Here is a 23642-nt window from a genome sequence, read left to right as displayed (position 1 = left end):
AGTCCTGAGAGAAACTCTCAAGACTTTATCTATCTTCCATTAGCTCTAGTAAGCGTTCTTCCATCACTTTAGCAGCATGTTGATCTTTACAGATAAGCAACAAGGTATTAGCCCCTGCAACTGTTCCTAAGATCCATTCATCTTTATTTGAATCTACTACATTAGCTAAAACAGACGCCTCTCCAAGTTTCGTATGGAGCACCAAGGTGAATTCAGCCCTCGCAACGCCCTCTAAGTGACGTGAAAGGAATTCGACCAAATCAATCTTTTCTGTCTCATTTGCTAGCACATAATAGACTACATCATTTTTCTTAACTTTCGTTAAACCAATTTCTCGTAAATCACGGGATAAAGTTGTTTGCGTCACGAAGATACCACAAGCTTCCAATCGATCCTGGATATCCTTTTGAGTGCCTAATTTTTCTTCTGTAATCATTCGCTTAATGAGTTGATGACGTTCTCTTTTTCTCATAAGATCCTCTCAAGTGCATATTTATAACATTTTACATTTTTTTAGTAAGAATATTATATCAAAAAAACTGGATATTTCAAAAAAAATCTCTTCTTTCAAAAAAAATGTAGTAAATTGTGTTAAAATAGTAGAAAAGCCCTAAAGGAGCCCTAAATGAATACAAAAGAATTGATTGCTAGCGAGTTGTCTAGCGTCATTGATAGCCTGGACCAAGAGGCTATTTTAAATTTACTAGAAACACCTAAAAACTCAGATATGGGAGATATCGCCTTCCCTGCCTTCTCATTGGCAAAGGTGGAACGTAAAGCTCCTCAAATGATTGCTGCAGATATTGCAGAAAAAATTAATGGTCAAGCCTTTGAAAAGGTTGTAGCAACAGGTCCTTACGTAAACTTCTTCCTTGATAAGGCTGCCATTTCTGGTCAAGTTCTACAAAACGTTATCACTGAAAAAGAGCACTACGCTGACCAAAAGATTGGCAATCAAGAAAATGTTGTCATTGACATGTCTAGCCCTAATATCGCTAAACCATTTTCAATCGGTCACCTTCGTTCAACAGTTATCGGGGACAGCTTGTCACATATCTTCCAAAAAATTGGCTATCAAACTGTCAAGGTTAATCACTTGGGAGACTGGGGCAAACAGTTTGGGATGTTGATTGTTGCCTACAAGAAATGGGGTAATGAAGAAGCTGTCAAAGCTCATCCAATCGATGAACTCCTCAAGCTCTACGTCCGCATTAATGCTGAAGCTGAGAATGATCCAAGCTTGGATGAAGAAGCACGCGAATGGTTCCGCAAACTTGAAAACGGCGATGAGGAAGCTCTTGCTCTTTGGCAATGGTTCCGTGATGAAAGCTTGGTAGAATTTAACCGCCTCTACAATGAGTTACAAGTTGAATTCGATAGCTACAATGGAGAAGCTTTCTACAACGACAAAATGGATGCAGTTGTAGAGATTCTTGAAAATAAAGGACTTTTGGTTGAGTCAGAAGGGGCCCAAGTTGTGAATCTTGAAAAATATGGAATCGAACATCCAGCTCTTATCAAGAAATCTGACGGCGCGACTCTCTACATCACACGTGACTTGGCTGCAGCCCTCTATCGTAAAAACGAATACCAATTTGCCAAATCAATCTATGTCGTTGGTCAAGAACAATCTGCTCACTTCAAACAACTGAAAGCCGTCTTGCAAGAGATGGGCTACGATTGGAACCAAGACATTGTCCACGTTCCGTTTGGTTTAGTAACAAGGGACGGAAAGAAACTCTCCACTCGTAAAGGAAATGTCATCTTACTAGAGCCAACTGTTGCAGAGGCAATCAGTCGTGCCAAAGCGCAGATCGAAGCTAAAAATCCTGAACTTGAAAACAAAGACCAAGTCGCTCATGCTGTTGGGGTTGGAGCTATTAAATTTTATGACCTTAAAACTGACCGTACAAATGGATATGACTTCGACCTTGAAGCTATGGTATCCTTTGAAGGGGAGACCGGCCCTTATGTTCAATACGCCTACGCTCGTATCCAATCCATCTTGCGTAAAGCTGATTTCAAACCTGAAGCAGGTGCCAACTATAGCTTGAACGACGATGAAAGTTGGGAGATCATCAAGTTAATCCAAGACTTCCCACGTATTATTAAACGTGCAGCTGATAATTACGAGCCTTCAATCATCGCTAAATTTGCGATTAGCTTGGCTCAAGCCTTTAACAAATACTACGCCCACACTCGTATCTTGGATAAAAGCCCAGAACGTGACAGCCGCCTAGCTCTCAGCTATGCAACAGCAGTCGTCCTCAAAGAAGCCCTTCGTCTGCTGGGTGTAGAAGCGCCTGAGAAGATGTGATTCAGTACTAACAATTGGAACTAAAGTGCCTAATTGTTAGACGCTAGCCGCTTTTATGCGGACTAGCTAACTGCTTCACTAGTCATGCCCCCTAAATATAATCGATTTAGGGGCCACGACATCGTAAATAAGTCGACTTGCCTAAACGACTTACTAATGCATCCAAATAAATAATATCGATTTGTTTGGATGCATGTCGTGATCTATTAAATTAATTTATTACTAAGCAATCTAAGTAACTAACGCCAAATCCTATTCGGACTTTGGCTAGGCGCTTCACTAGTTTTAGGACATAAATATGATTGATTTATGTCCTAAAACGTCGTAATCTTAAAGTTATTGGAACTAAAGTTCCTAATCTCTTGACGGCAATCGCTATCGGGCGACTTGCCTAAACGCTTCACTAGTCTTTCGATAGAAATATTATCGATTTCCACCGAAAGACGTCGTGATCTTTTAAGTTACTTGATTGCAAAGCAGTCTAAATAACTAAGACCACATCCTATACAGTCTGCTTTATAATACCATCACTCGAAAAGTGAAAACTTCGCTTTTATCTTACCACTTACTTCTTTATCACTTAGGGAGAATTTTTATGAGCCAGTATGCTTATATTCTAGTTGTTATCAGTCTTCTTTTTCTCTTTCTTGTCAATAAATACGAAAAAGAGAAACTTCAAAGACTGCTTCAGGACCAACTATTGAAAGATCAAGATTTTCGTGCAACTATCAAAGAAAAAATCCAAACGATAGAAAATATCAATGATGTCATTGATTACGTGAATAAAGGCTACCGTTTAGGGATTCCCATTTCAAAAGAAATCGTTGACGAAATTCGCAACTAACAAAAAGACTCGAGATGCATTTCTCGAGTCTTTTTATTTATTTCTGACAGCTAAGATTTCTACCAGGATAACAATCCCTAAGGATACCATGGTTCCAAATGGTGCTGCATTTTCATCAAAAATTTTCTCAGAGAACAGTAGCAGAGCAATCGCTAATAGTAGCAAAGCACTGCATAGCATAATATCCTTGAAGCTTGGTTTGCGTTTTATATACTTTAAAAATGATTTCTGTAGTTTACTCATTTCGATTGTCCCCTTTGAAGTAAATCCTTTATCCATAGAATAAAACTCTTCCTCAGAAAATCTAGCCTCTTATAAATCTTCTAATTCATACAAGTCTGCAATAATCCCAGCAACCTTCTTGATATCTCCCAGCATTCCGCGCATTTCAAAGTCAGCTAGAACAGGGAAGCCAAAACGTTGGCTGTATTGTTTAGCAGTGAGGCAGTATTGATTGTTGAAGTTTCGGTTCCCAGATCCGACAACACCTAGACATTTACTAGCATTGTCACCATAGGCAATAAAGTCACCCACTGGAGTCGTTAAAATTTCCACATCTCCATTGTCAACACCATTACCACCCTCTAGATAAGTTGGCAAGAAAACCACATAGGGGTTCGTCATCTCAAAGAAATCTTCCCCTTCCTTGACCAAATCCTTTATATGAATCTTTTCTACTTCTATGTTCTTATATTGCTCCAAAAGATAGGTTTTAAGACGAGTCACGAAACTTTCAGTATTGCCACTCAAACTGATATAAACTAAAGATACTTTTTTCATATTGATATTCTCTTTTTCCACTAAAAATAACTACCAAGATTGTATCTTGATAGTTATCCTTTGTCAACCATTAGAGTTATTCTTCGCTCGCTTCCGCTAATTCTTTTTGCTGGCGCCACATATTATAAAAGACAAGAGCTAAGAAAACAATATTAATGATAATGAAGACGATGATAACTCCATTGGCACCGATTCCTGCTCCCATACGAATGGTTGGATCTGTAAAAAGAGCGAGCCCCTGCTGTACTCCAAGGAAGTTATAAATAGTTCCAATAATAGCTAGGAAAATATAACCAATATAAATATAGTTTGCTAGTTGAATATTATCACGTACGAGGTAGACTAAAGCTGCAGTCACTAAAACCGCTGATAAAACAATCAAAATAACATTAAAGAGAGAATGGTTATGCTCTGCTATTTTAATGGTGTAAGCAACCATCTGCTTATTATATTCTGCCGATACTCCTTTAATAGTTGGTAAATGATCTATTTTTGGTATTGGAACTAAAACTCCCAATAAGGAATATGCAGAACATAGGGCTGATAAGATTAACAATACCCACAAATAAATTGGTTTCTTTTTCATCCTCACAGCCTCCTAATCATTTATTCTTATCATTATAACATATTTTATATAGAAAATCAAGTTTATAGAATAATAAATAAAGATTGAACTGAAATGTATTGAAATTGAAAAAAACGCTTAAAATCAGCGTTTTTCTTATGTATTGATTCGTCTTGAATGCTTACTTCACTTCTGTAAGACTGTAGAATTTGGATAGGTATATTGGTGATTGGGGTCAATGTACTCATAGCCTTCGTATTGATTTTTAACCAATATTCAATTCCTTTCGTCTGTTGATAACATAAGTTTTTAAATCAATCACATCTTGAACAGTAGGTTCATAATTTTCAATCATTGATGACCCAATAGCATACCAGACAATATCAAAATCTGAAAAGTTATCAAAGGGAATTCCTAAAATTGTTAATTCTTCTTTATTCACATCAAGAGTCATGGCACACCTCCTTATATAGAGTTATCCTTATTATACCATAAAATCGGTATTTTCACCTAAAGGATAGAGACTGTTATTAAAGCCAGAAAACTAGTTTTGTTCGCTTTTTATATTTGAGGTCAGACTTTTGTTCCAACCTCTTTATTTTATATTGTTTTTAGAATTAAAATATTGAGCTTAAGATTTATCTTTCTTAAACGCCCCTGCTTGTGCATACAATAACCATGATAAGGCAATCATAATAGCTGCGAAAACAGAAATTCCTGAGAATCCTGTAAATTTCACAAAGAGAACTCCTCCCACTATACCTGCAATTGTTTCACCTAAATACATTACTGCATTTGATAATGAAGAAATCGTACTTCGTGCATTTTCAACAGTACCTTGCAAAGTCGCCATAAACAAAGGAAAAATAAATCCATTATTTATATAGATAATTATTAATAAAATTTCGGCTACCCAAAAATTATTAGCAAAAGGTAGAATAAGGTAGAGGATAATTAATGTAAGCAATTCAGTTTTAAAAGTTCTTTGTAAACCAAATTTTTTAACCAATTGACTTCCAAATAAAGAACCCAATAAGTTACCTGCACCAATAGCTATAATTGCAGTACTAATGTTAGTTAAACTCATATTAAAGTCATTGGTAAACCATGTAGATATGAAGGTAATGGCTGTAAAAGAACCTGTTTGAAAAACAAAATAAGCAATTAGATAACTAACTGATTTTTTATTAGTTAGGATATTTTTATAAGCCTCTGTAAAAGAAATTCTATTTGCTTTTCCAATTTCAAGTTTTGGTAGAAAAATATGGATTAAAATGAGAAGTATTAAGGAAGCAAACGCAATCGTATAAAAGGGAGTTTGCCAAGAAAAGTTTGCCAGATAGCCACCAATAGGTACCCCAGCCATTTGAGAAACGGATAAACCAGCGGTCGCATATCCCATAACCTGCACAATATACTTTTTATCAACAACAATAGGAATTGAAGCCCAAACTTGTGGAGTTACAAATGAAGCACTGATACCTGCAAATAAGCGAAAAAGGAGCATTAAAGGAAAACTTGTTGCAAAACCACATAGAAAAGTTGAAATGGTAAAAGCAATCAGCCCATAAGTCATTACTTTTTTTCTATCACGACCATCTGAAATTGGGCCTGAGATAAGGGCAAATACGGCATAACCTATTGCATATGCGCTGACCATCCAACCAGAAACTGAAGAATTTATATTATATAGGTTTGCTAAAGTTGGAAGCAGTGGAGAAATTAAAAATGTATCAGTTCCTATAATGAACATTGTTAAGAAGAACAAAAGAGAGTATTTTTTCATTGTATATTAACATCACTTTCTAAGAATATTTTTGTTATAAGTTATAAATAGATACTTTACGTAATAATTGCTATCCAGTTCTGTTTCATAAAACACCTCCTTTTTAAATTTAATAGTTAAACAATTATTGAACTATTTAACTTTATATTATCACTATAATGCAGAAAAGTCAACGACGGCCGTACAAAAAATTGACAAGTGTTTATTTCAATAGTAAAATTACTTTATGACTATGAAACAATATAACCTTAGCGAAGATGATTTAAGAGTTAAAATTTTTAAAGCATTAGCAGATAATGTTCGTCTAAAAATTATTAGATTACTGTACAGAGCGAATACTGAACTAAGTTGTGGAGAAATTGGCGATTTGCTCATTATTAGTAAATCAGCTGCTTCGTATCATTTTAAAACTTTGCGAGAAGCTGGTCTTACTACAACAAGAAAAGTAGGTCAGAATAAATTTGTAAAGTTAAATCATGAGACATTTGATACTTTCTTACCTGGCTTTCTTAATTCTTTAGACAAATAATCAAATGCATTTCAACTAGACCAGTAGTTTTCTTGTGTTAACGGGGAGGTATATGAAAAGATATTTAAAAAATGTAGTTTGTGATGTTTTATTTAGAAATACTGGTTCAACAACTACTTTATTAGAGGCATTGACTAATGACCATGTTGATGTAGAAATAGTTAAGGAAGAAATCTCTTTCTAGTAATGTTTCGCAACTCTACTATAACGGATTTATTCCTTTTTGTGTTTACACAACTTATTGTACACTACCCTAAAATTTGGTTTGATATTAGAAATAAAACAAATTTATAGATTATAGAGGTGTCAAATTATTTTGTATGTATTACACATGAAAAATTGTTCTATTAATCTTCATATTCATTCTTACACAGTTTAATTATATTTAACTACTAAAGATTTAATTTCCTAATTATGAGATTTTTGTTGCACTATATTTTACAATTTATCAAATGAAAAAGCAGTCCAAGTCTTCTGAAATCTGATCTAAAGCTATTTATAAATTACTTGAAATCAAACCGTGTCAAACCAGGTCTTACGATTTGTAAGTAAAAGAACAAATAAAAAAGAGGAGCTTCACAATAAAGCTCCTCTTCTTTTACATATCCGAATCATTATTCTTATTTCAAAAAAGGTAGTGAAAAAGGTAGTGATTCGGTTGATTTATATTGCAATGTAGTGAAATTTAGAATTTCAGGAATCGCTTAAAATCAAGGGTTTTCACATCTATTGACGTGTAGTGAATCCCTATTTCACCTCTGTAAACACAACGTGTTTGCGAAGTTTTGGTGAGTATTTCTTCAATTGAAGACGGTCTGGAGTGTTACGTTTGTTTTTAGAAGTAAGGTACAAGCGTTCACCAGATTCTTTGTGTTCAAGTGTAATATTTACGCGCATGGTATCTCCCTTCTATTATTCAGCTGATGCAGCTTTAGCGATCTTACGTCCTTTGTAGTATCCTTTAAGGGATACGCGGTGAGAACGTGAGTAATCTCCAGTAGTTTCGTCAAAGTTTACAGATGGAGCTGTTACTTTGTAGTGTGTACGACGTTTGTTTTTCTTCGCTTTTGAAGTGCGACGTGCAGGTACTGCCATTTTGATTTCTCCTTTTAAGATATAAATTCAGTTAGGTTTGATTTTCATCAACTGTAACAGTATAACAAAACTTTTTTGTAAAGTAAAGTTACTTGACAAAAAAAGATTAAAAAATTTTCCTATCCAATCTTCAGGATAGGAAAATTGATTAAATATCAATCTCAAATGGTTCATCAATGGTTTCAGAGACATATTTTCCGTCTTTTTTCCGTTGCTTGACACATTCGGTGAGAAGATATTCGATTTGCCCGTTGACTGATCGGAAGTCATCCTCTGCCCATGATGCGAGTGCAGCATATAACTTATTCGAGAGTCGAAGGGGAATCTGCTTTTTTTTAGCTTCTGCCATTTCTAATAAAGGCTTCCTGTGTTGACAATTGGTTGTGCATCATGATTGCCACAGAGAACGACTAGGAGATTTGAAACCATGGCAGCTTTTCGTTCTTCATCTAGCTCGACCAATCCACCTTCATTGAGACGTTCCAGTGCCATTTCAACCATTCCTACAGCGCCATCGACAATCATCTTACGTGCATCGATAATAGCTGATGCTTGTTGACGTTGAAGCATGACGGCAGCAATTTCTGGTGCATAAGCTAAGTAAGTAATACGTGCTTCAAGAATTTCCAAGCCAGCATCCTCAACACGACTCTGAATTTCTTCACGAATACGTTTAGCTACAATCTCACTAGAACCACGGAGGCTTCCTTCATCGGCTTGCCCATCACCTGTAGTGTCCACATTCGGAGACACATCGTAAGGATAGATGCGGACAATATTACGGAGGGCGCTATCACATTGCAATGAAAGGTATTCTTTGTAGTTATCCACATTGAAGACTGCTTTGGCTGTATCGACAACTCTCCACGTTACCGCGATTCCGATTTCAACAGGATTTCCCAGACAATCGTTAATCTTTTGACGAGAATTACTCAAGGTCATAACTTTGAGAGAAATGTTCTTCTTGCCAATTTCAATGCTTACATCATTGCCATTTGATGATTTCATCCCTGAAAAAGGAGATTTTGTACTAACATCACCACTTTGGCCAAGTCGAGTGTGGTTCGCAGGATTGATCGCTATACTGAAGGGATTGACAAAGTAAAAACCAGGTTCTTTAATGGTACCCGTATAGTTACCAAAGAGGGTCAAAACCAGAGCTTCCTGAGGTTTGACAACTTTTAAACCAACATGAGCAAGAACTGCAATTAAGCTTAATAAAAGTCCGAGAATAATTCCAAAAATGTTTTCTGAACTAGCGCCAATGATAAATATAAGGAAACCAAGTACGAGTGCCAACTCAATGAGTATCAATGCGAATACACCATTTGGTTTTGTATTAATTAGTTTTTCAGTCATCAGAATGACCTCCTGTTTTTTGATATCTAAATGATATCACTTTAATTTTAAATGTCAACAAAAATATGCAATTTTTTTAAAAAGATTTCAATGATTCGAATTGTCTGAAAATTCAAGAATTTTCTTCTGTTCATTGCTTTTAAATTGTGCTATAATAGTAAAAACTGAAATGGGAGGGTAAAATGACAGAATTAGATAAACGTCACCGCAGCAGTATCTATGACAGTATGGTCAAATCACCAAACCGTGCTATGATGCGCGCAACTGGGATGACAGATAAAGATTTTGAAACACCAATCGTGGGAGTCATTTCGACTTGGGCAGAAAATACACCTTGTAATATTCACTTGCATGATTTTGGGAAATTAGCTAAAAAAGGAGTTAAAGCAGCTGGAGCTTGGCCTGTCCAGTTTGGAACGATTACCGTTTCAGACGGGATTGCTATGGGTACTCCTGGTATGCGCTTCTCTCTAACATCTCGTGATATCATAGCAGACTCGATCGAAGCTGCTATGGGGGGGCACAACGTAGATGCCTTTGTAGCTATCGGTGGATGTGATAAAAATATGCCTGGCTCTTTGATTGCCATCGCCAATATGGACATCCCTGCTATCTTTGCCTACGGTGGAACTATCGCCCCTGGAAATCTTAATGGTAAAGATATTGACTTGGTTTCTGTATTTGAAGGAATCGGAAAATGGAACCACGGTGATATGACAGCCGAAGAGGTTAAACAACTCGAATGTAATGCCTGCCCTGGCCCTGGTGGATGTGGTGGTATGTATACTGCCAATACTATGGCTACTGCTATTGAAGTTCTAGGTATGAGCTTACCTGGGTCCTCTTCTCACCCGGCCGAATCTGCTGAGAAGAAAGCAGATATCGAAGAAGCTGGTCGTGCGGTTGTCAAAATGCTCGAACTTGGGCTCAAACCATCAGATATCTTGACTCGCGAAGCCTTTGAAGATGCCATTACAGTTACAATGGCTCTGGGTGGTTCTACAAATGCTACCCTTCACTTGCTAGCCATTGCACATGCTGCAAACGTTGACTTGTCACTTGAAGATTTCAATACGATTCAAGAACGTGTGCCTCACTTGGCCGACTTGAAACCATCTGGTCAGTATGTCTTCCAAGACCTCTACGAAGTTGGTGGTGTGCCTGCGGTCATGAGGTACTTGCTCGCAAACGGATTCCTTCATGGAGACCGTATCACATGTACTGGTAAGACTGTGGCTGAAAACTTAGCTGACTTTGCAGACCTGACACCAGGACAAAAAGTCATCATGCCACTTGAAAATCCTAAACGTGCTGACGGTCCATTGATTATCCTTCACGGTAACCTTGCTCCTGACGGTGCCGTTGCCAAGGTATCAGGTGTTAAGGTTCGTCGCCACGTTGGTCCAGCCAAGGTCTTTGACTCTGAAGAAGCTGCTATTCAGGCAGTCTTATCCGATGAAATCGTTGATGGCGATGTTGTCGTTGTTCGTTTCGTTGGACCTAAGGGTGGTCCTGGTATGCCTGAAATGCTATCACTTTCATCAATGATCGTTGGTAAAGGTCAAGGAGACAAGGTTGCCCTCTTGACAGATGGACGTTTCTCTGGTGGTACTTATGGTTTGGTTGTCGGACATATCGCTCCTGAAGCTCAGGATGGTGGACCAATCGCCTACCTCCGTACAGGTGATATCGTTACCGTTGACCAAGATACTAAAGAAATTTCAATGGCCGTATCCGAAGAAGAACTTGAAAAACGCAAGGCAGAAACAACCTTACCACCACTCTATAGCCGTGGTGTTCTTGGTAAGTATGCCCATATCGTATCTTCTGCATCACGTGGTGCCGTTACAGACTTCTGGAATATGGAACAATCGGGAAAGAAATAGTCTTAGGATTTATTCTTTATTTGCATCAGGTAAATTGGAAACAAGATATCTTCCCTCATGTTAGCTAACAAACTAGTTGACAATACACAAAAAGGATGAAGTTCCTATGAGCTTCATCCTTTTTAATGTAATCATCAATATACTTTATGAAACAAAATAATTACTGAATTTCTTATTTCTCCATATAAAGGTCAGTAAGAAAAGAGACGAAATCGAGATAAACATTCCCAGATGCAATCCTGGCGGAGTATAACTCCACACAATCTCGTGTTCCCCTTCTGTCAGTGATACGCCCATAAAGAAGTCGAGTGCCTTTTTCGCTTCTTGCTTCTTGCCATCCACCGTTACGCTCCAACCCGAATGGTATGGAATCGTAAAGGTTGCAAAGGACTGTTCTCTATTCGTAACAGTGACATGTGTCTTCACCATCGCATTGGAATACTCATCAACCGTAATATCATTAGCTTTTTTATACTGCGTCAATGCATTTGCAAGAGTCGTGATATCAATCGAATAGAACTTGAAGTCACGAAGATCCCACTCTTTGACTTTTGCATTTTCGATTGCAAAATTAATCGTTTGGTCTAAGTTTCCATTTCCAATTATCCATAGTTGGTTTTCATGGAATCGGTTTTCGTATGGGTAACTAATCCCATTTAGCATCACTTGGGATTTAATCACAGAACCTGCTTGGCGTTCTGGAATTTGAACAAAATACAATTTGTTTGGTTGTGGATTGAACTTCCATTCAATCTTAGCCGGTTCATTTTCATTGGTCAGCGTGTATTTATCCTGCCCCTTCGTTAAATTCGTCGTCACAGGTTCTCCCACCCCTGCTTCAGTCAGCGCATTTGCTCCAGAAAGTCCAATCACTTGCAATAGCTGGTTCACATTTGCGGCAGGTTGATTTTTTTCAAAAGAGATAGTTGTCGCTGTATTCTCATTGGTTAAATAACCAAGAGAAAACGCATATGGATTGTGATAAATTGTAAAATTCTTTAGCGTTCCTTCTTTGGCATACATGCCACGTACATCCGCAAAGACACGCTTTTCGTCACCATCCATCATAAAGTGTGATACACCGAAAAACGAATCCAAAATCACGTTGCGGTCGCTATAGTTCGCCACTGATTGAGAGGTTGGAAGTCCTAGATGACTCATCTCTTCAATCAGAGAATATTCTAGACTCGATGTAAAGTGCGAAGCGCCATTATATCCAAATGCAATCGGGAAGTTCGCGTGCGACAACCCTTTATGCATTTCCATTCGTGTAAATGTCTTCGAATTGCTATATCCTTCTTGGGCAAAAGTTTTCGCAAACTCCATTTGTTCCGTTAATCCAGAATTACCGATGAAAAAAGGAACTCGTCTAAATCCAACCAAGGCACTAATCATCAACTCGGCTATCACCATCCCCGTTGCTAATTGTAATCTACGAATTCTCTTCACTCTTCTGAAGAAGAATGCTATTAAGATGATTGTCCAAATAACAAAAGCGAGTATTTTCTGTGAGGTCTCTACAAATTGCAGATTTCTTAGAGTCGATAACACTAGAATAGAACCAAAGCCAAAGATGGACACTAGAAACTCATTCAAGCGGAACTCATCTTTCCACTGCATGAGACTTTCTGAAGCTAACACCAGCATAAAACTATTGGCTACCCATGAATTTCTGAAATAGAAGCCGACAGGACGTTGCCCCATATGCCAAATTTGATCAAACCCTTGAATCGAAAATGAGAGCAGCAAGACAAGCAACACGATGGTCGCTGCTAATTTCTTACGAAGTGTAATCTCCCTTTTAGCAAAGAATGTACAGCATCCAAAGAGTCCTAAACCACCGATAAAGAGTTGCGGTAACGCCTTAGAATCGCCCCACTCTTTTTCACCAAAGGATCCCAAGATAAATTTCTGAGGCATGGCCACTAAATCATTCACTGGATTCCACGACCAAGCAAAGGTACTCCCTGCACTTGCTTTGCTCTCTAACAAAGCGCTAAAAACAGGTAATAGCCAAAACGCTGCAAGACCTACGCCTATGAGCGCAAACAATGCGACTTTCCCTAATTTTAGCATTGTCTCTTTCAAAGAAATATTCTTCGAAAAGAGCACATAAAATGTATAGAGTGCCACAAAAAGACACATCATATACCCTGTATAAAAATCCGTGATCAAACTGATGGCAAGGAACAATGGTAATTTCACCGACCGTTTCCCACTCGCTATTTCTTCAATTCCCAAAAGAATAAACGGAATATACACTAGATTATCTAAGAAATTTGGATTGAACTGTTGCGATACAACAAACCCACTAAGCGCGTAGGATGAAGCTAATCCTAACGATAACCAGTAGTGTTTTGAAACCCCTTGGAATTTCTTCTCAAGGAAATATCCAAAGACGACTCCCATAACCCCCGCGCGTAGAAGCGGAATCACATAGCTGAGGACTTGAAAACTTGAAATTGGAAAAATCACGTATAAAAATGTGAATGGGCTTAAACTATTAAATCCCCAAACACTTGGCATGGCTCCTCCAAGCGACTTCTCAAAGGACCAAAATAGACCGCTAAAATCTCCACTCCAAAACAGTTTATGCAATCCGATATAAAGCGGAAAATATTGAGAAAGGAAGTCTCCGCTATGAATCGAATTTTGCGAAAAAGGGGTCAGTCCTATAAATAGGAAGACCCCCAACATCACCACGAATGGAATGCAGAATAGCGAACTATATTTTAATTTCATTTTTGAAATTATCATTATAGTCTACTCCTATTAAATTCTTTTTTTATAAATAGCAAATCCATAAATTAGAATTGATACTATAGAAATCATCATTCCAGATGTGAAGCCCTCTGGTAAATAACTCATTTCAATTGTATGTTGACCTGGAGTTATTTTAAAAGCCATCAAGCTATCCCAAACTTTTCGAGTTTTTACCACTTGACCATCCACCTTAACAGTCCAGCCTTTTTCATACGGAATACTTGTCATCATCCAGGTACTATCATCCGTTATATTAACAGTTCCTTGAATATGGCTCTCATCCCAATGCGTTAATTGGATTCCTTGTTTTGCGCGTTCGTTAATAATACGATTTGCTAATCCACTATTAGAACGAACGAGTCTTAGGCCTGATAAGTCGTATTCATCGTCTGATGAAATGGAAATTGTTAGGTCAACAGGTTTCCCAGCTGAGTTATGAGCTAGTTGAACTAATTGAGTTTGTTGGAATTTATCTTGGAACTCATAATTATTACCATTCAACAATACGCGTACGTTATTTTTATCTGTGTGAGATAATTGAGGTGGCAAGGATACCCAGTAATCCTCTGATGATTGAGGTACTAGGTGAAATGTGATTGTCCCTGGTTTAGAGTTATCAAGCCTCTTATAAAGCTCTGGTCTGTCAGATTTAGGAGTAACAAGATTATCTGTTTTTAGCTCGTTAGCCGCTAATGCTGTTAGGTATAGTTCCTCTGTATTCCCCATTGCTCCAACAATCTTATTGTGATTTTGTATAGGTTGACTATTTTCTAACTTTACACCTAGGGTTGCCTCATTAACTCCATAAGCAATTGGTAAAATAGCTCCACTTTCGTAGGTTAGCGTTCTTGTTGCTTCGTAAACAGGATCTTTTGAGGTAATATCCTTACGTGTAACCATATTACCAAATACATACATCTTTGAGGTATCCGGATACTCATTGGTATACACTGGTTTTGGGGCAACTAAGTATTTGACTGAGAATAACGCATCTTGGAACGGTGTCCCTTGATAATACGTCGTTGCATTAATCCCATTATTACCTAAACGATCAAATAAATCACGTGTACTATTCTCCAAATTGGAACTAAAGATAGATAATCCAGGATAATCCACCATAAATGGGTCATTCTTACTTAAGTTGAATGTCTTATTAATTCTGTAAAAATCACTATGGTTCGGTCTAATTGGATCAATGGCTTCCTTTAATTGTCTAACAGCATCGTGATACTTATAGGCATCTGTATACCCGACTCGTGATTGAACAAGTGCTGCATTAGCTGTTAACTCAACAACAGTCAAAGCTGCCAGGATTAACCAAGTATATTTCACTTTCACTTTCGGGTAGAACAATGTTGCAAGTAAAGCCGCAAAAATCAAAATTGTAGCAAGACGTTGCCAGATTGTCAAGAAAGAATGCTGTTGAAATTGGACAATGGAAAATATAGCTGCTCCACAGATAAGCAAGTAGATAGCTTCTCTTTTAGTGAATTTGTCTACCTCTCGTAAACTTAAGTAGGCCAAATAGACTAGGAAGAAAGCAATAATCCATGAAAAACGATAAAAAAATCCTGCGGGGTTTTGTCCCATATGCCATAACTTGCTTGTAAATTCATGGGAACATGAAATGAGAAAAACAACAAGGACAAAGCTAGCTGCTATTTTCCCCCATTTTGAAATCTTACTAGAAACAAAATAGTAGAGTGTTCCAAGCAATCCAAAACTTGCTACATATATATTTGGTAAGTTAGGTCCTGCTGGCCAAGAAGTATTATCAAAAGCTCCTAAGAAAAGTTTAGACAAGATTTCAAACGGATTAATCTGTAACTTCCAATCAAATGTAAGTGAATTCTGTAAACCACCTTTTGTTGAGACCAAACTAATTAAGATTGGAAGCAATACTCCTGATACAATTCCAACTGCTAATATAGAGGAAGCAGCCAATTTCAACAATCTTGTTAGAATAACCTTCTTGTTTCGTAAGTTCTCTGATCGAATAATATAAAACAGAGCATAAATGACCACAAAAATGCAGGTCATATAACCCATATAGAATTGGACAAAAAGCGACAAGGCAAGCATGCCAATATAGCCTTTTGGAGATTTGTTATCTAATACTTGCTCAACTCCTATTAAAACTAATGGAAGCATAACCATTCCATCATAGAAAATTGGGTTCATTTGATAACTAACATTAAAGCCATTAAGTGCATATATGGTGGCCACAATTGGGACCAAATAAGCTTTACTCTTTAATCCGTCATAACGCTTAATAAGGAAATGCGCCATGGTTAACCCCATAGCTCCATAACGTAGGACAATAACGATAGGAACCACCCATTGGAAGTTTTCCTCGGGAAATAGAAGAAATAAGAAGTTAAACGGGCTCAACAAGTTGAAGCCCCAAATCCCCAACATTCCACCACCAATGGATTTAGAGAAAGAATAGAAGAAACTACTCCAGTCTCCATTTAAGAATAAATGCTTGAAATAAGCATAAAGTCCAATATACTGTGCATTAAAGTCAACTGCCATTAGTGACTTTGTGCCGAAGGGAAAGAAGCCATCAATAGCCCAAGCCACAATCATTATGACTATAGGCGCAATAAAACTTGCCAGATAGACTTTTTTCTTAAGCGTCATGTTGCTCTCCTTTTACCGTCATATTTGTTTCATCTACCAAATAATGCGGACGTTTCTTCACTTCGTAGTAAATCTTACCAATATATTCTCCAAGCACACCGATTGAAATGAGTTGAATTCCCCCAAAAAGCACAACAGAAAAAATCGTTGTAAAGTAACCGCTAACCAGTGATTCTGGAGCTACGAAATATTGAATAAAGGTCCAAAAAATGTAAGCTAATGATATCAGCAAGCAGAACAATCCAAAGTCTATACACATACGAAGAGGTTTATCATTAAATGATAAAATCCCTTGAATTGCATAGTTCAATGAGAATTTTAGTGAGTATTTTGTTTCTCCAACTGTACGCACTTGGTTCTCATATTCGATTACTTTTTCTTTAAAACCAATCCAAGCAAAAATTCCCTTAGAAAATCGATTGTATTCTTGCAATGACAAAATAGCGCGAACGGCTTTTCGACTGAATAGACGGAATTCAGATACGCCATCCATCAATTCAATATCCATCATCTTATTAGCAAGTTTATAAAAATGTTTAGCTAAAAAAGTACGATGAGGTTTTTCACCAGTACGAGTACGACGAGCACTTACGACATCATAGCCTTGTTCATATGCTTCAATCATTTGTGGAAGAAGTGCAGGTGGATGTTGTAGGTCCCCATCCATTAAGATTACTGCTTCCCCTGTTGCATATTCAAGACCCGCAATAGTTCCAGCTTCTTTCCCAAAGTTTCTGCTGAAACTAATATATTTAACGCGTGAATCCCCATCTGCGATTGTAAGCATCTTCTCAAAAGTGCGGTCCTTACTACCGTCATTAATGAAAATAATTTCAAATTCTGCTTTAGTGATTTTGTTTATTTCTTCTGCTAACGCATCATACATTTTTTGAATCATATTTTCTTCGTTATAAAACGGAATGACTACTGATAATTTCATCTCTATCCTTCCCTATTCTTTTTATTATGTTCACATCTATTATCATAACATTTTTTTATTTATTTGTATTCTAAATAAATAAAAAAAATGAATAATCCAAAGCTTTTTCAAACCTTGCCCATCATTCATACTTTTTTATCTTTTTTTATCGTGGAGGCAGTCCTAGTGCTATCCGTCCATAACGACTAATACGTGTTATCTTCCAGGCAGGAGACCAGGTAACCTCAACCTTGACATCCTTAATTCCGTCGATTTGTTTTAAACCTGCCACAATCTCAATAGGCAAACTTTCTGCACAGCTACAAGCGGTATCGGTGAAGGTCATGACAATTGTACAAAGTCCAGCCTCATCTATATGAATCTCATAAATCAATCCAAGATTATAGACATCTAGTTCTACATCTGTATCATAAACTTTTTCGAGTTTCTCAATGATTTGGTCTTCCAATGCTAAAGCACGGTCATTAATCTTGATGTCTTCCCTCACTGCATTCCCTCCAATTTTCGACTGCACTTATTTTCTCATAATTCTGACAATTTGGCAAGCTTTTCCTAACTATGCTTAAAGAAAAAAGTAGAGATGTAATCTCTACTTTTCATGAATTATTTTGACTTAACAGGCTTATCTGTGAGAGATTTAATAGCAGTATCAATGGTTTCTGCGTAAAGTTTAGCTCCTTCATCCTGCTTGGCCGTATCACTACCGAAGTGAACCTGATCTGTTCCTTTCCAAATTTCTGGATGATCCTTGGACACTTGGTTCCAATCTGCAAGTGCAATATAAGGGTATTTTTGTGCTAATTCACGCGCATAGGTCGCATACTGTTCTACATAAGCTTGAGTCTCCTGGTTTTTGTCTCCTTCGTACGGAGTTACTAGGACAAGCTGATGACCCTTAGGTAGATTTGTTATCAATAAATCAAGATCGGCCTTAGAATTTTCAGGATTATTAACACCTGTTGCAATAACTACAATCTTAGGCAAGGCCTTATTCTGACTGTAATTTAGCATCAATGCATTTGCTTGTTTGGTATTTCGACTGACTTGACCATCAATCTGCGCACTTGGCAAAAGTTCTTTCAGTGCAGCTGAAGCACGCAAAGTCACAGAGTCTCCGATAATAGATACACCATCAGCAATATTATAGCGACTGGCTTCTGCTTGATCCGCCATGGTTTTCGTTCGAGTGATATTCGTTTGAGCTTGATGGAGGCCATTTACCGTCAAATCCGTTTCAAAGGCACCTACTTGCGGAGCTATCAGAATCACAACCAAGGTAATCAAACTAAGAACTCCAACACTACCAGCAAAGATTGGTTTGATGTGCGGAATTTCTTCTGCCATTCGCAAGAGTTTGCTGGACTTCCCTGCAATCAAAGGTTCGAACACATAGAAAGAAAGGGTAGCAAAGAGATACGAGAAGATGGTCGTTAAAATTACTGCCGGTATATTCCCCATCAATTGAGAGAAAATAATGTAAAACGGCCAGTGGAAAAGATAGACGGCATAGCTGGTATCCGCTAAAAAGCTAATCACCTTTGGTTCTTCGATTGTCGGAGTTTTTTCATGCAAAAGGCGTGCTGCAACAATCATCAGAAGCGCAGCCAAGCTTGCCAACAAGAAGCCAAGTAAATAGGCAAAGAGATAAGTGAATTTCACAAAGAAAGTCAACAAGAGCAAGACTCCTAGACCAGCCCCGAAGACTAGCAAGGTTTGCCTCAAATCCAAGCGTCTATTCAAGCGTTTAAGAAGAGGCGTTACATGGCGAACACCTACTAGGGTCGCAAGCACACTTCCTAAGAAGAAGGGATAAACATGAGTCAAAGTTGAGAAGTAGAGTGTTGAGTAGGAACTAACAATAAAGCTACCAATAAACATAGAAAGGAAGCTAATCATAAAGGTTGCTGAGGAAAGTAGGAAAATCATCCCTCGTAGTTGTCCACTTGTTTTTGCTCGTTTGGACAAGAACCAGACTGCTAAGCCCCACAAGATATAGTAATGAACTTCAACAGCTAAGCTCCAGTTGTGAACAAAGAGGTGAGGGATAAACTGAGACTCATAACTACCTCCTGTCAACATTTCATAGAAGTTAGTCATAAATCCAAGAACGCCGGCAATCTGACCACCGATTCCTGCCACATAATCCTGACGAACCAAGAATGTGAAGGGCATAACGATGAGGACCATCAAAACAACCGGCGGAAAAATCCGATAGAAGCGTCGTCTAAAAAATCCTAGGATATCAATTTTACCTTTTTGTCCAAATTCTTCCAATAAGAGAGATGTAATTAGAAAACCTGAAAATGTGAAGAAGACGTCAACCCCAAAGAAACCTCCTGGGAAAACCGTCTGAAAGAAATGGTACAAGAGTACCAAAAGCAAACCTGTAATCCTAATCAAGGAAAACCATTTAATACGCATACGAGTTTATTCTCCATTCATTAGATGGGCAAAAAACCATCTAATTTTCAATCCATAGTACCTTTATTTTATCAAAAAAAACAGAAAAATCCTAAGATAAAACTTAGGATTTTTAGCTGATATCAAGCAAAAATTAGAAATTACGCCCAGACTTGTTATAGCCATATTTTTCAACAAAATGCTCACGGAATTCCAAGAGATTGTCATCCATAATCGCCTGACGAACCTGCTTCATGAGATTGAGCAAGAAGTAGAGATTATGGTAACTTGTCAAGCGGATACCAAAGGTTTCATCAGCCTTGAGCAAGTGACGAAGATAGGCACGGGTGTAGTTCTTACAAGTGTAGCAATCACACTCAGGATCAAGTGGTGTAAAATCCTCCGCAAACTGAGCATTCTTGACAACCAAGCGTCCTTGACTGGTCATACAAGTCCCGTTACGAGCGATACGAGTCGGCAAGACACAGTCAAACATATCTACCCCACGAATCACCCCATCAATCAAGCTATCTGGCGCTCCCACTCCCATCAAGTAGCGAGGTTTATTCTCAGGAAGGAGCTGAGTGGTGAAATCCAAAACAGCGTTCATCTCCTCATGAGTTTCTCCAACTGCTAAGCCCCCGATAGAGTATCCTGGGAAGTCCATACTTACAAGATCATGAGCTGATTGACGGCGAAGGTCTTCAAATCCTGCCCCTTGTACAATCCCAAATAAACCTTGGTCATGTGGACGACGGTGAGCTTTCAAGCCACGTTCAGCCCAACGGCTGGTACGTTCGATTGATTTTTTCACATAATCATAAGGTTGATAAAACTGCGGACACTCATCGAAAGACATCATGATATCTGAGCCTAGATTGTTTTGGATAGAGATGGCTTTTTCTGGCGAAAGAAACATCTTAGAACCGTTGAGGTGGTTCTTGAAGGTTACCCCTTCTTCGGTGATATTACGACTATCTGCTAGAGAGTAAACTTGGAAGCCACCGCTATCTGTCAAGATTGGTTGGTCCCAGTTCATAAACTTATGAAGCCCTCCAGCGCGGGCAATGAGTTCATCACCTGGACGAAGCCACAAGTGATAGGTGTTGGATAGGATAATTCCTGAACCCATCTCTTTTAATTCTTCTGGTGATTGTGTTTTGACCGTTGCTTGAGTTCCTACTGGCATAAACATAGGAGTTGGAAAGGTTCCGTGTGGCGTTATAATCTCACCCAGACGAGCTCCTGTGTGTTTTTCTTTTTTAATCAAGCGGTATTTGATTGGCGAATCTGACATTTTTTACCTCCGAAGCTGGGAAAGACAGTCCCAGTTCTTACTTTGTGCCCAAGGGCATACTGTATGATTCTATCAAAAAAAACAGGAACTGTCACGAACTATGGTATAATGAAAGAATGAAGTACCCAAAAATTAATTTAAAAGAAGTTCGCCAGCAAGCTAGACAATTTCAAGCTGAACACCCACGTCTGTTGCTTGTCTTTTTATTGCCAAGTATTCTCTTGATTCTATCGAGCTTTATCAGACCTTTATCCCTACTTGATGAGGGAATTCTTGATCAGTCCTTCTTGAGTTTTCTAGGAACTACGATTCAGTCCGCTCTTTTTCCGATTGCAGTTGGATTTACAAACTCCATTATTCTAGCCGGCGCTCTCTATACTACGATTAATCTTTTTAGAATTTCCGAGATGGATCTTTCCTTTAAAGATAGCCTGTCCTTACTTGATAATCGCTTCTTTACCCAGACTTTTCTGACTCTCTTGCTTAAGCGTTTCTATCTCTTTTTATGGAGCATTCCTAATCTTTTTGGGGTTTACTTGCTCTTTTATAGCAGTGCAATGGCTCGTAAATTTGTGGAACTTCATCCCGAATTTCCATCTGTCGACGTGACAAATCCGGATATCGAACACTTCCTGCTCACTTTTGCACTCTACTTTTTTGGGAGTGTCCTTGTAATGATTTTGGGAACCATTATTTATCTGCCACAATATTATGCCTATTCCCAAGTTGAACTGCTCCTATGTGACACCCTTGCAATCGGAATTGCTAAACCGAGCCGCGTGCTGCATACCAGCCGCTTTCTCATGAAAGGCTATAAGTTCCAACGCTTTGTCCTTGATTTACAACTGCTTCCTTGGTATATCCTTATCTGGATTAGCTTTGGAATTGCAAGTATCTCTATCTTCCCTTATATCTATAGTAGTCAAATCTTCTTCTATCAAAGACTACTCGAAATCAAACGCCGAAAAGTTTAAGATCAGTTATTAAAAACCAGCACCTTCATAGAAAGTGCTGGTTGTTTTTATTTTAATAAAGATAAACTATTTCTGTTAGGCAGGTTCACATCATTAGCCTACCAAATTAGCTCGAGTAGATTTTTTTCTTTATTGACAACAGTTTCGATATCATACCCTGCAAAGATTTCCACTTTATCTTCATAATCCGAGCGTTCGATACACAAAAAAGAAGTTGGGAACTGAACCAGTTTCCAACTTCTCATGAATTTTTAGTTCATTGATACGTGAACGTGGTCATAGTGGTTTTCTGTGACGCTACCACGATCTGGCATCGGATTCCATGTGTAGGCTGGTCCGTATTTGCTATCAAATGGTGCGTAGAAACGTTGTTTCCAGATGATATAGCTGATACCACGGCTAGCCATGTTTTGGATAGCATAATCCGCAATTTGATCACCGAGAGCTGAACTTACTGGAACCATAAAGTCAATGGCAAGACCTTTTCCGTGGTCTCCACTATCTCCAGGACGGTATCCACTAAATGATGTGATACCAAACAAGTTAGCTACTTCTTCTTTAAAGGCGGCTGTTTGTGGTTGGAGACCTGCATTTTCTGATTTTGAAGCTGCAATACTTGCATAATCAGGTGCTGCTGGTGCTGTATAAGTTGTCGATGCACCTTGGCTTGGTTCAGCTTGATAAGTTGCTGGAGCTGATTGGGGCTCTGGTGCAACTTCTGCAACAGGCGCTTCTGTTGCATTTACCTCTGCTACTGTCGTAGTTGTTTCTTCCGCTACAGGTGCTTCTGTTACTGGTGCAGTAGTTTCTGTTACAGCTTCAGTTGTCGCCTCTGCTACTGGTGCTACAGCTGGTGTTGCAACCTCAGTAGTTGCTTCTACTGCTGGTTCCCCTGTAGATACTGTAGTTTCTGCTACGACTTCCTCGGCAACTTGTGAATCTGTTGTTTCAACTGGTTGTGATAAATCTTCAACTTGTACAGTTTGGTCATTAATAATGACTTGGTTGTTTGTCAAATCTGCTGTTGCAGTTGCTACGTCAGAACCTACTTCTTGAGGTGTATAAACCTCAACCTCTGTTACTTCTTCATTTTCGTTAACAGTTGTAGTCAGTACAGTTTCTGGGAAAATCAAGTCAATATTCGTAATCTTGTTCAAGTTAGCAAGGACATTTACGTCTACTCCCAAAGCCTCTGCAATCGTACTTAAAGTATCTCCATACTTGATGGTATAACTTGTTTTATTTTCACTTTTAGAAATATCATTTTGAATTTGTTCAACGGAACGTGGAGACCACGCTACTTCTTTTGCTTGAGTTGCCAAGGTAGGGGCAAGCGATAGCGCTACTGTTGATGCTAAAATAATTCTTTTCTTCATACTATTCAAACTCCTTTTCAAATGTAGTACCTGTCTATCATAACATAAAGAAAAAGAAAAAAAGCCCTTTGTGGGCTATTTAATAAAA

At 38.2% G+C, this 23642-nt stretch carries 24 protein-coding genes and 1 pseudogene; 6 read left to right on the top strand and 19 right to left on the bottom strand.

What is annotated here, in order from left to right:
• Positions 1-25: 25 nt before the first annotated feature.
• The gene (argR, locus tag HMPREF9180_RS09150; RefSeq protein ID WP_006146260.1) at positions 26-472 is read right to left on the bottom strand and encodes an arginine repressor; all 447 of its coding nucleotides are present in this window, start codon (positions 470-472) and stop codon (positions 26-28) included.
• 153 nt (positions 473-625) lie between these two features.
• Between argR and argS the strand changes: the two genes are divergently transcribed.
• Both argS and HMPREF9180_RS09140 read left to right on the top strand, forming a co-directional pair.
• Positions 626-2317: an arginine--tRNA ligase gene (gene argS / locus HMPREF9180_RS09145; protein ID WP_006146259.1), complete on the top strand. Its 1692-nt coding sequence runs from the start codon at positions 626-628 to the stop codon at positions 2315-2317.
• Positions 2318-2912: 595 nt separating this feature from the next.
• Positions 2913-3161 carry a hypothetical protein gene (locus tag HMPREF9180_RS09140; protein ID WP_006146258.1) on the top strand — a complete coding sequence of 83 codons (249 nt, stop codon included), beginning with the start codon at positions 2913-2915 and terminating at the stop codon, positions 3159-3161.
• Positions 3162-3194: 33 nt separating this feature from the next.
• On the opposite strand, the gene HMPREF9180_RS09135 is transcribed toward HMPREF9180_RS09140, so the two are convergent.
• The 6 genes and pseudogenes from HMPREF9180_RS09135 to HMPREF9180_RS09115 form a co-directional block, all read right to left on the bottom strand.
• Positions 3195-3440, bottom strand: a complete 246-nt coding sequence (locus tag HMPREF9180_RS09135) for a hypothetical protein (protein WP_006146256.1) — start codon at positions 3438-3440, stop codon at positions 3195-3197.
• A gap of 33 nt (positions 3441-3473) precedes the next feature.
• Positions 3474-3941, bottom strand: coding sequence for a class Ib ribonucleoside-diphosphate reductase assembly flavoprotein NrdI (nrdI, locus tag HMPREF9180_RS09130; protein ID WP_025168766.1), 468 nt, complete (start codon positions 3939-3941; stop codon positions 3474-3476).
• 76 nt (positions 3942-4017) lie between these two features.
• Entirely contained in the window at positions 4018-4527 is a 510-nt protein-coding gene (locus tag HMPREF9180_RS09125; RefSeq protein ID WP_006146253.1) for an ABC transporter permease, read from the bottom strand.
• 174 nt (positions 4528-4701) lie between these two features.
• Positions 4702-4779, bottom strand: a pseudogene (locus tag HMPREF9180_RS10520) (Fic/DOC family protein); the annotation flags it as partial.
• Positions 4772-4960 (bottom strand): hypothetical protein, encoded by a 189-nt coding sequence (locus tag HMPREF9180_RS09120; protein WP_006146252.1) that lies wholly within the window; start codon positions 4958-4960, stop codon positions 4772-4774. The pseudogene HMPREF9180_RS10520 and the gene HMPREF9180_RS09120, both read right to left, overlap by 8 nt.
• Before the next feature lie 177 nt (positions 4961-5137).
• Positions 5138-6292 carry an MFS transporter gene (locus HMPREF9180_RS09115; protein ID WP_006146250.1) on the bottom strand — a complete coding sequence of 385 codons (1155 nt, stop codon included), beginning with the start codon at positions 6290-6292 and terminating at the stop codon, positions 5138-5140.
• 226 nt (positions 6293-6518) lie between these two features.
• On the opposite strand from HMPREF9180_RS09115, the gene HMPREF9180_RS09110 reads away from it, so the two are divergent.
• A complete protein-coding gene (locus HMPREF9180_RS09110) occupies positions 6519-6821 on the top strand; it encodes an ArsR/SmtB family transcription factor (protein ID WP_006146248.1) in 303 nt (100 codons plus the stop codon).
• Positions 6822-6873: 52 nt separating this feature from the next.
• A complete protein-coding gene (locus tag HMPREF9180_RS10500) occupies positions 6874-7005 on the top strand; it encodes a hypothetical protein (RefSeq protein ID WP_006146247.1) in 132 nt (43 codons plus the stop codon).
• Between the two features lie 563 nt (positions 7006-7568).
• Here HMPREF9180_RS10500 and rpmG read toward each other — a convergent pair.
• The 4 genes from rpmG to HMPREF9180_RS09090 all read right to left on the bottom strand — a co-directional run bounded on the left by rpmG (position 7569) and on the right by HMPREF9180_RS09090 (position 9275).
• The gene (gene rpmG, locus HMPREF9180_RS09105; protein ID WP_001265622.1) at positions 7569-7718 is read right to left on the bottom strand and encodes a 50S ribosomal protein L33; all 150 of its coding nucleotides are present in this window, start codon (positions 7716-7718) and stop codon (positions 7569-7571) included.
• A gap of 15 nt (positions 7719-7733) precedes the next feature.
• Positions 7734-7916 (bottom strand): 50S ribosomal protein L32, encoded by a 183-nt coding sequence (gene rpmF / locus HMPREF9180_RS09100; protein ID WP_000290417.1) that lies wholly within the window; start codon positions 7914-7916, stop codon positions 7734-7736.
• A 148-nt stretch (positions 7917-8064) separates the two neighbouring features.
• The gene (locus HMPREF9180_RS09095) at positions 8065-8265 is read right to left on the bottom strand and encodes a type II toxin-antitoxin system antitoxin (protein ID WP_000796543.1); all 201 of its coding nucleotides are present in this window, start codon (positions 8263-8265) and stop codon (positions 8065-8067) included.
• A 2-nt stretch (positions 8266-8267) separates the two neighbouring features.
• Positions 8268-9275, bottom strand: coding sequence for an SPFH domain-containing protein (locus HMPREF9180_RS09090; RefSeq protein ID WP_006146246.1), 1008 nt, complete (start codon positions 9273-9275; stop codon positions 8268-8270).
• A gap of 182 nt (positions 9276-9457) precedes the next feature.
• Here HMPREF9180_RS09090 and ilvD point away from each other — a divergent pair, with 182 nt between their 5' ends.
• On the top strand, positions 9458-11161 hold the full coding sequence (ilvD, locus tag HMPREF9180_RS09085) for a dihydroxy-acid dehydratase (protein WP_006146245.1): 1704 nt from the start codon (positions 9458-9460) through the stop codon (positions 11159-11161).
• A 144-nt stretch (positions 11162-11305) separates the two neighbouring features.
• Here the strand turns inward: ilvD and HMPREF9180_RS09080 are convergent, their stop codons facing one another.
• The 6 genes from HMPREF9180_RS09080 to tgt form a co-directional block, all read right to left on the bottom strand.
• Entirely contained in the window at positions 11306-13903 is a 2598-nt protein-coding gene (locus HMPREF9180_RS09080; protein WP_279624965.1) for a YfhO family protein, read from the bottom strand.
• A 30-nt stretch (positions 13904-13933) separates the two neighbouring features.
• The gene (locus HMPREF9180_RS09075) at positions 13934-16567 is read right to left on the bottom strand and encodes a YfhO family protein (RefSeq protein WP_006146243.1); all 2634 of its coding nucleotides are present in this window, start codon (positions 16565-16567) and stop codon (positions 13934-13936) included.
• A complete protein-coding gene (gene pgfS, locus HMPREF9180_RS09070; RefSeq protein ID WP_006146242.1) occupies positions 16557-17507 on the bottom strand; it encodes a glycosyltransferase PgfS in 951 nt (316 codons plus the stop codon). The genes HMPREF9180_RS09075 and pgfS overlap by 11 nt, the downstream gene beginning before the upstream one ends.
• Positions 17508-17652: 145 nt before the next feature.
• On the bottom strand, positions 17653-17994 hold the full coding sequence (locus HMPREF9180_RS09065; RefSeq protein WP_025168765.1) for a metal-sulfur cluster assembly factor: 342 nt from the start codon (positions 17992-17994) through the stop codon (positions 17653-17655).
• 116 nt (positions 17995-18110) lie between these two features.
• Positions 18111-19928: an acyltransferase family protein gene (locus tag HMPREF9180_RS09060; RefSeq protein WP_006146240.1), complete on the bottom strand. Its 1818-nt coding sequence runs from the start codon at positions 19926-19928 to the stop codon at positions 18111-18113.
• A gap of 133 nt (positions 19929-20061) precedes the next feature.
• Complete coding sequence (gene tgt / locus HMPREF9180_RS09055) at positions 20062-21204, bottom strand: tRNA guanosine(34) transglycosylase Tgt (protein WP_004250663.1); 1143 nt, start codon at positions 21202-21204, stop codon at positions 20062-20064.
• A 116-nt stretch (positions 21205-21320) separates the two neighbouring features.
• On the opposite strand from tgt, the gene HMPREF9180_RS09050 reads away from it, so the two are divergent.
• The gene (locus HMPREF9180_RS09050) at positions 21321-22178 is read left to right on the top strand and encodes a DUF975 family protein (RefSeq protein WP_025168764.1); all 858 of its coding nucleotides are present in this window, start codon (positions 21321-21323) and stop codon (positions 22176-22178) included.
• A 98-nt stretch (positions 22179-22276) separates the two neighbouring features.
• Here the strand turns inward: HMPREF9180_RS09050 and HMPREF9180_RS10340 are convergent, their stop codons facing one another.
• Both HMPREF9180_RS10340 and HMPREF9180_RS09045 read right to left on the bottom strand, forming a co-directional pair.
• Positions 22277-22423: a hypothetical protein gene (locus tag HMPREF9180_RS10340; RefSeq protein ID WP_006146238.1), complete on the bottom strand. Its 147-nt coding sequence runs from the start codon at positions 22421-22423 to the stop codon at positions 22277-22279.
• Between the two features lie 6 nt (positions 22424-22429).
• Positions 22430-23554: a LysM peptidoglycan-binding domain-containing protein gene (locus HMPREF9180_RS09045; RefSeq protein WP_006146237.1), complete on the bottom strand. Its 1125-nt coding sequence runs from the start codon at positions 23552-23554 to the stop codon at positions 22430-22432.
• Between the last annotated feature and the right edge of the window lie 88 nt (positions 23555-23642).

The organism is Streptococcus peroris ATCC 700780 (genome assembly GCF_000187585.1).
In the GTDB taxonomy this organism is placed as follows: domain Bacteria; phylum Bacillota; class Bacilli; order Lactobacillales; family Streptococcaceae; genus Streptococcus; species Streptococcus peroris.
The sequence above is the reverse complement of the archived record's forward strand: the minus strand, read 5'-3'. Positions and strand labels throughout refer to the sequence as shown.

What these genes read in the sequence shown, in the direction of transcription:
- HMPREF9180_RS09080 (WP_279624965.1), bottom strand. Translation starts at nt 13,903, where the DNA reads ATGAAATTAAAATATAGTTCGCTATTCTGCATTCCATTCGTGGTGATG.
- ilvD (WP_006146245.1), top strand. Translation starts at nt 9,458, where the DNA reads ATGACAGAATTAGATAAACGTCACCGCAGCAGTATCTATGACAGTATG.
- HMPREF9180_RS10500 (WP_006146247.1), top strand. Translation starts at nt 6,874, where the DNA reads ATGAAAAGATATTTAAAAAATGTAGTTTGTGATGTTTTATTTAGAAAT.
- nrdI (WP_025168766.1), bottom strand. Translation starts at nt 3,941, where the DNA reads ATGAAAAAAGTATCTTTAGTTTATATCAGTTTGAGTGGCAATACTGAA.
- argS (WP_006146259.1), top strand. Translation starts at nt 626, where the DNA reads ATGAATACAAAAGAATTGATTGCTAGCGAGTTGTCTAGCGTCATTGAT.
- HMPREF9180_RS09060 (WP_006146240.1), bottom strand. Translation starts at nt 19,928, where the DNA reads ATGCGTATTAAATGGTTTTCCTTGATTAGGATTACAGGTTTGCTTTTG.
- rpmF (WP_000290417.1), bottom strand. Translation starts at nt 7,916, where the DNA reads ATGGCAGTACCTGCACGTCGCACTTCAAAAGCGAAGAAAAACAAACGT.
- HMPREF9180_RS09120 (WP_006146252.1), bottom strand. Translation starts at nt 4,960, where the DNA reads ATGACTCTTGATGTGAATAAAGAAGAATTAACAATTTTAGGAATTCCC.
- HMPREF9180_RS09045 (WP_006146237.1), bottom strand. Translation starts at nt 23,554, where the DNA reads ATGAAGAAAAGAATTATTTTAGCATCAACAGTAGCGCTATCGCTTGCC.
- HMPREF9180_RS09095 (WP_000796543.1), bottom strand. Translation starts at nt 8,265, where the DNA reads ATGGCAGAAGCTAAAAAAAAGCAGATTCCCCTTCGACTCTCGAATAAG.
- tgt (WP_004250663.1), bottom strand. Translation starts at nt 21,204, where the DNA reads ATGTCAGATTCGCCAATCAAATACCGCTTGATTAAAAAAGAAAAACAC.
- HMPREF9180_RS10340 (WP_006146238.1), bottom strand. Translation starts at nt 22,423, where the DNA reads ATGAGAAGTTGGAAACTGGTTCAGTTCCCAACTTCTTTTTTGTGTATC.
- argR (WP_006146260.1), bottom strand. Translation starts at nt 472, where the DNA reads ATGAGAAAAAGAGAACGTCATCAACTCATTAAGCGAATGATTACAGAA.
- HMPREF9180_RS09075 (WP_006146243.1), bottom strand. Translation starts at nt 16,567, where the DNA reads ATGACGCTTAAGAAAAAAGTCTATCTGGCAAGTTTTATTGCGCCTATA.
- HMPREF9180_RS09090 (WP_006146246.1), bottom strand. Translation starts at nt 9,275, where the DNA reads ATGACTGAAAAACTAATTAATACAAAACCAAATGGTGTATTCGCATTG.
- HMPREF9180_RS09050 (WP_025168764.1), top strand. Translation starts at nt 21,321, where the DNA reads ATGAAGTACCCAAAAATTAATTTAAAAGAAGTTCGCCAGCAAGCTAGA.
- HMPREF9180_RS09110 (WP_006146248.1), top strand. Translation starts at nt 6,519, where the DNA reads ATGACTATGAAACAATATAACCTTAGCGAAGATGATTTAAGAGTTAAA.
- HMPREF9180_RS09140 (WP_006146258.1), top strand. Translation starts at nt 2,913, where the DNA reads ATGAGCCAGTATGCTTATATTCTAGTTGTTATCAGTCTTCTTTTTCTC.
- HMPREF9180_RS09115 (WP_006146250.1), bottom strand. Translation starts at nt 6,292, where the DNA reads ATGAAAAAATACTCTCTTTTGTTCTTCTTAACAATGTTCATTATAGGA.
- HMPREF9180_RS09135 (WP_006146256.1), bottom strand. Translation starts at nt 3,440, where the DNA reads ATGGATAAAGGATTTACTTCAAAGGGGACAATCGAAATGAGTAAACTA.
- rpmG (WP_001265622.1), bottom strand. Translation starts at nt 7,718, where the DNA reads ATGCGCGTAAATATTACACTTGAACACAAAGAATCTGGTGAACGCTTG.
- HMPREF9180_RS09125 (WP_006146253.1), bottom strand. Translation starts at nt 4,527, where the DNA reads ATGAAAAAGAAACCAATTTATTTGTGGGTATTGTTAATCTTATCAGCC.
- pgfS (WP_006146242.1), bottom strand. Translation starts at nt 17,507, where the DNA reads ATGAAATTATCAGTAGTCATTCCGTTTTATAACGAAGAAAATATGATT.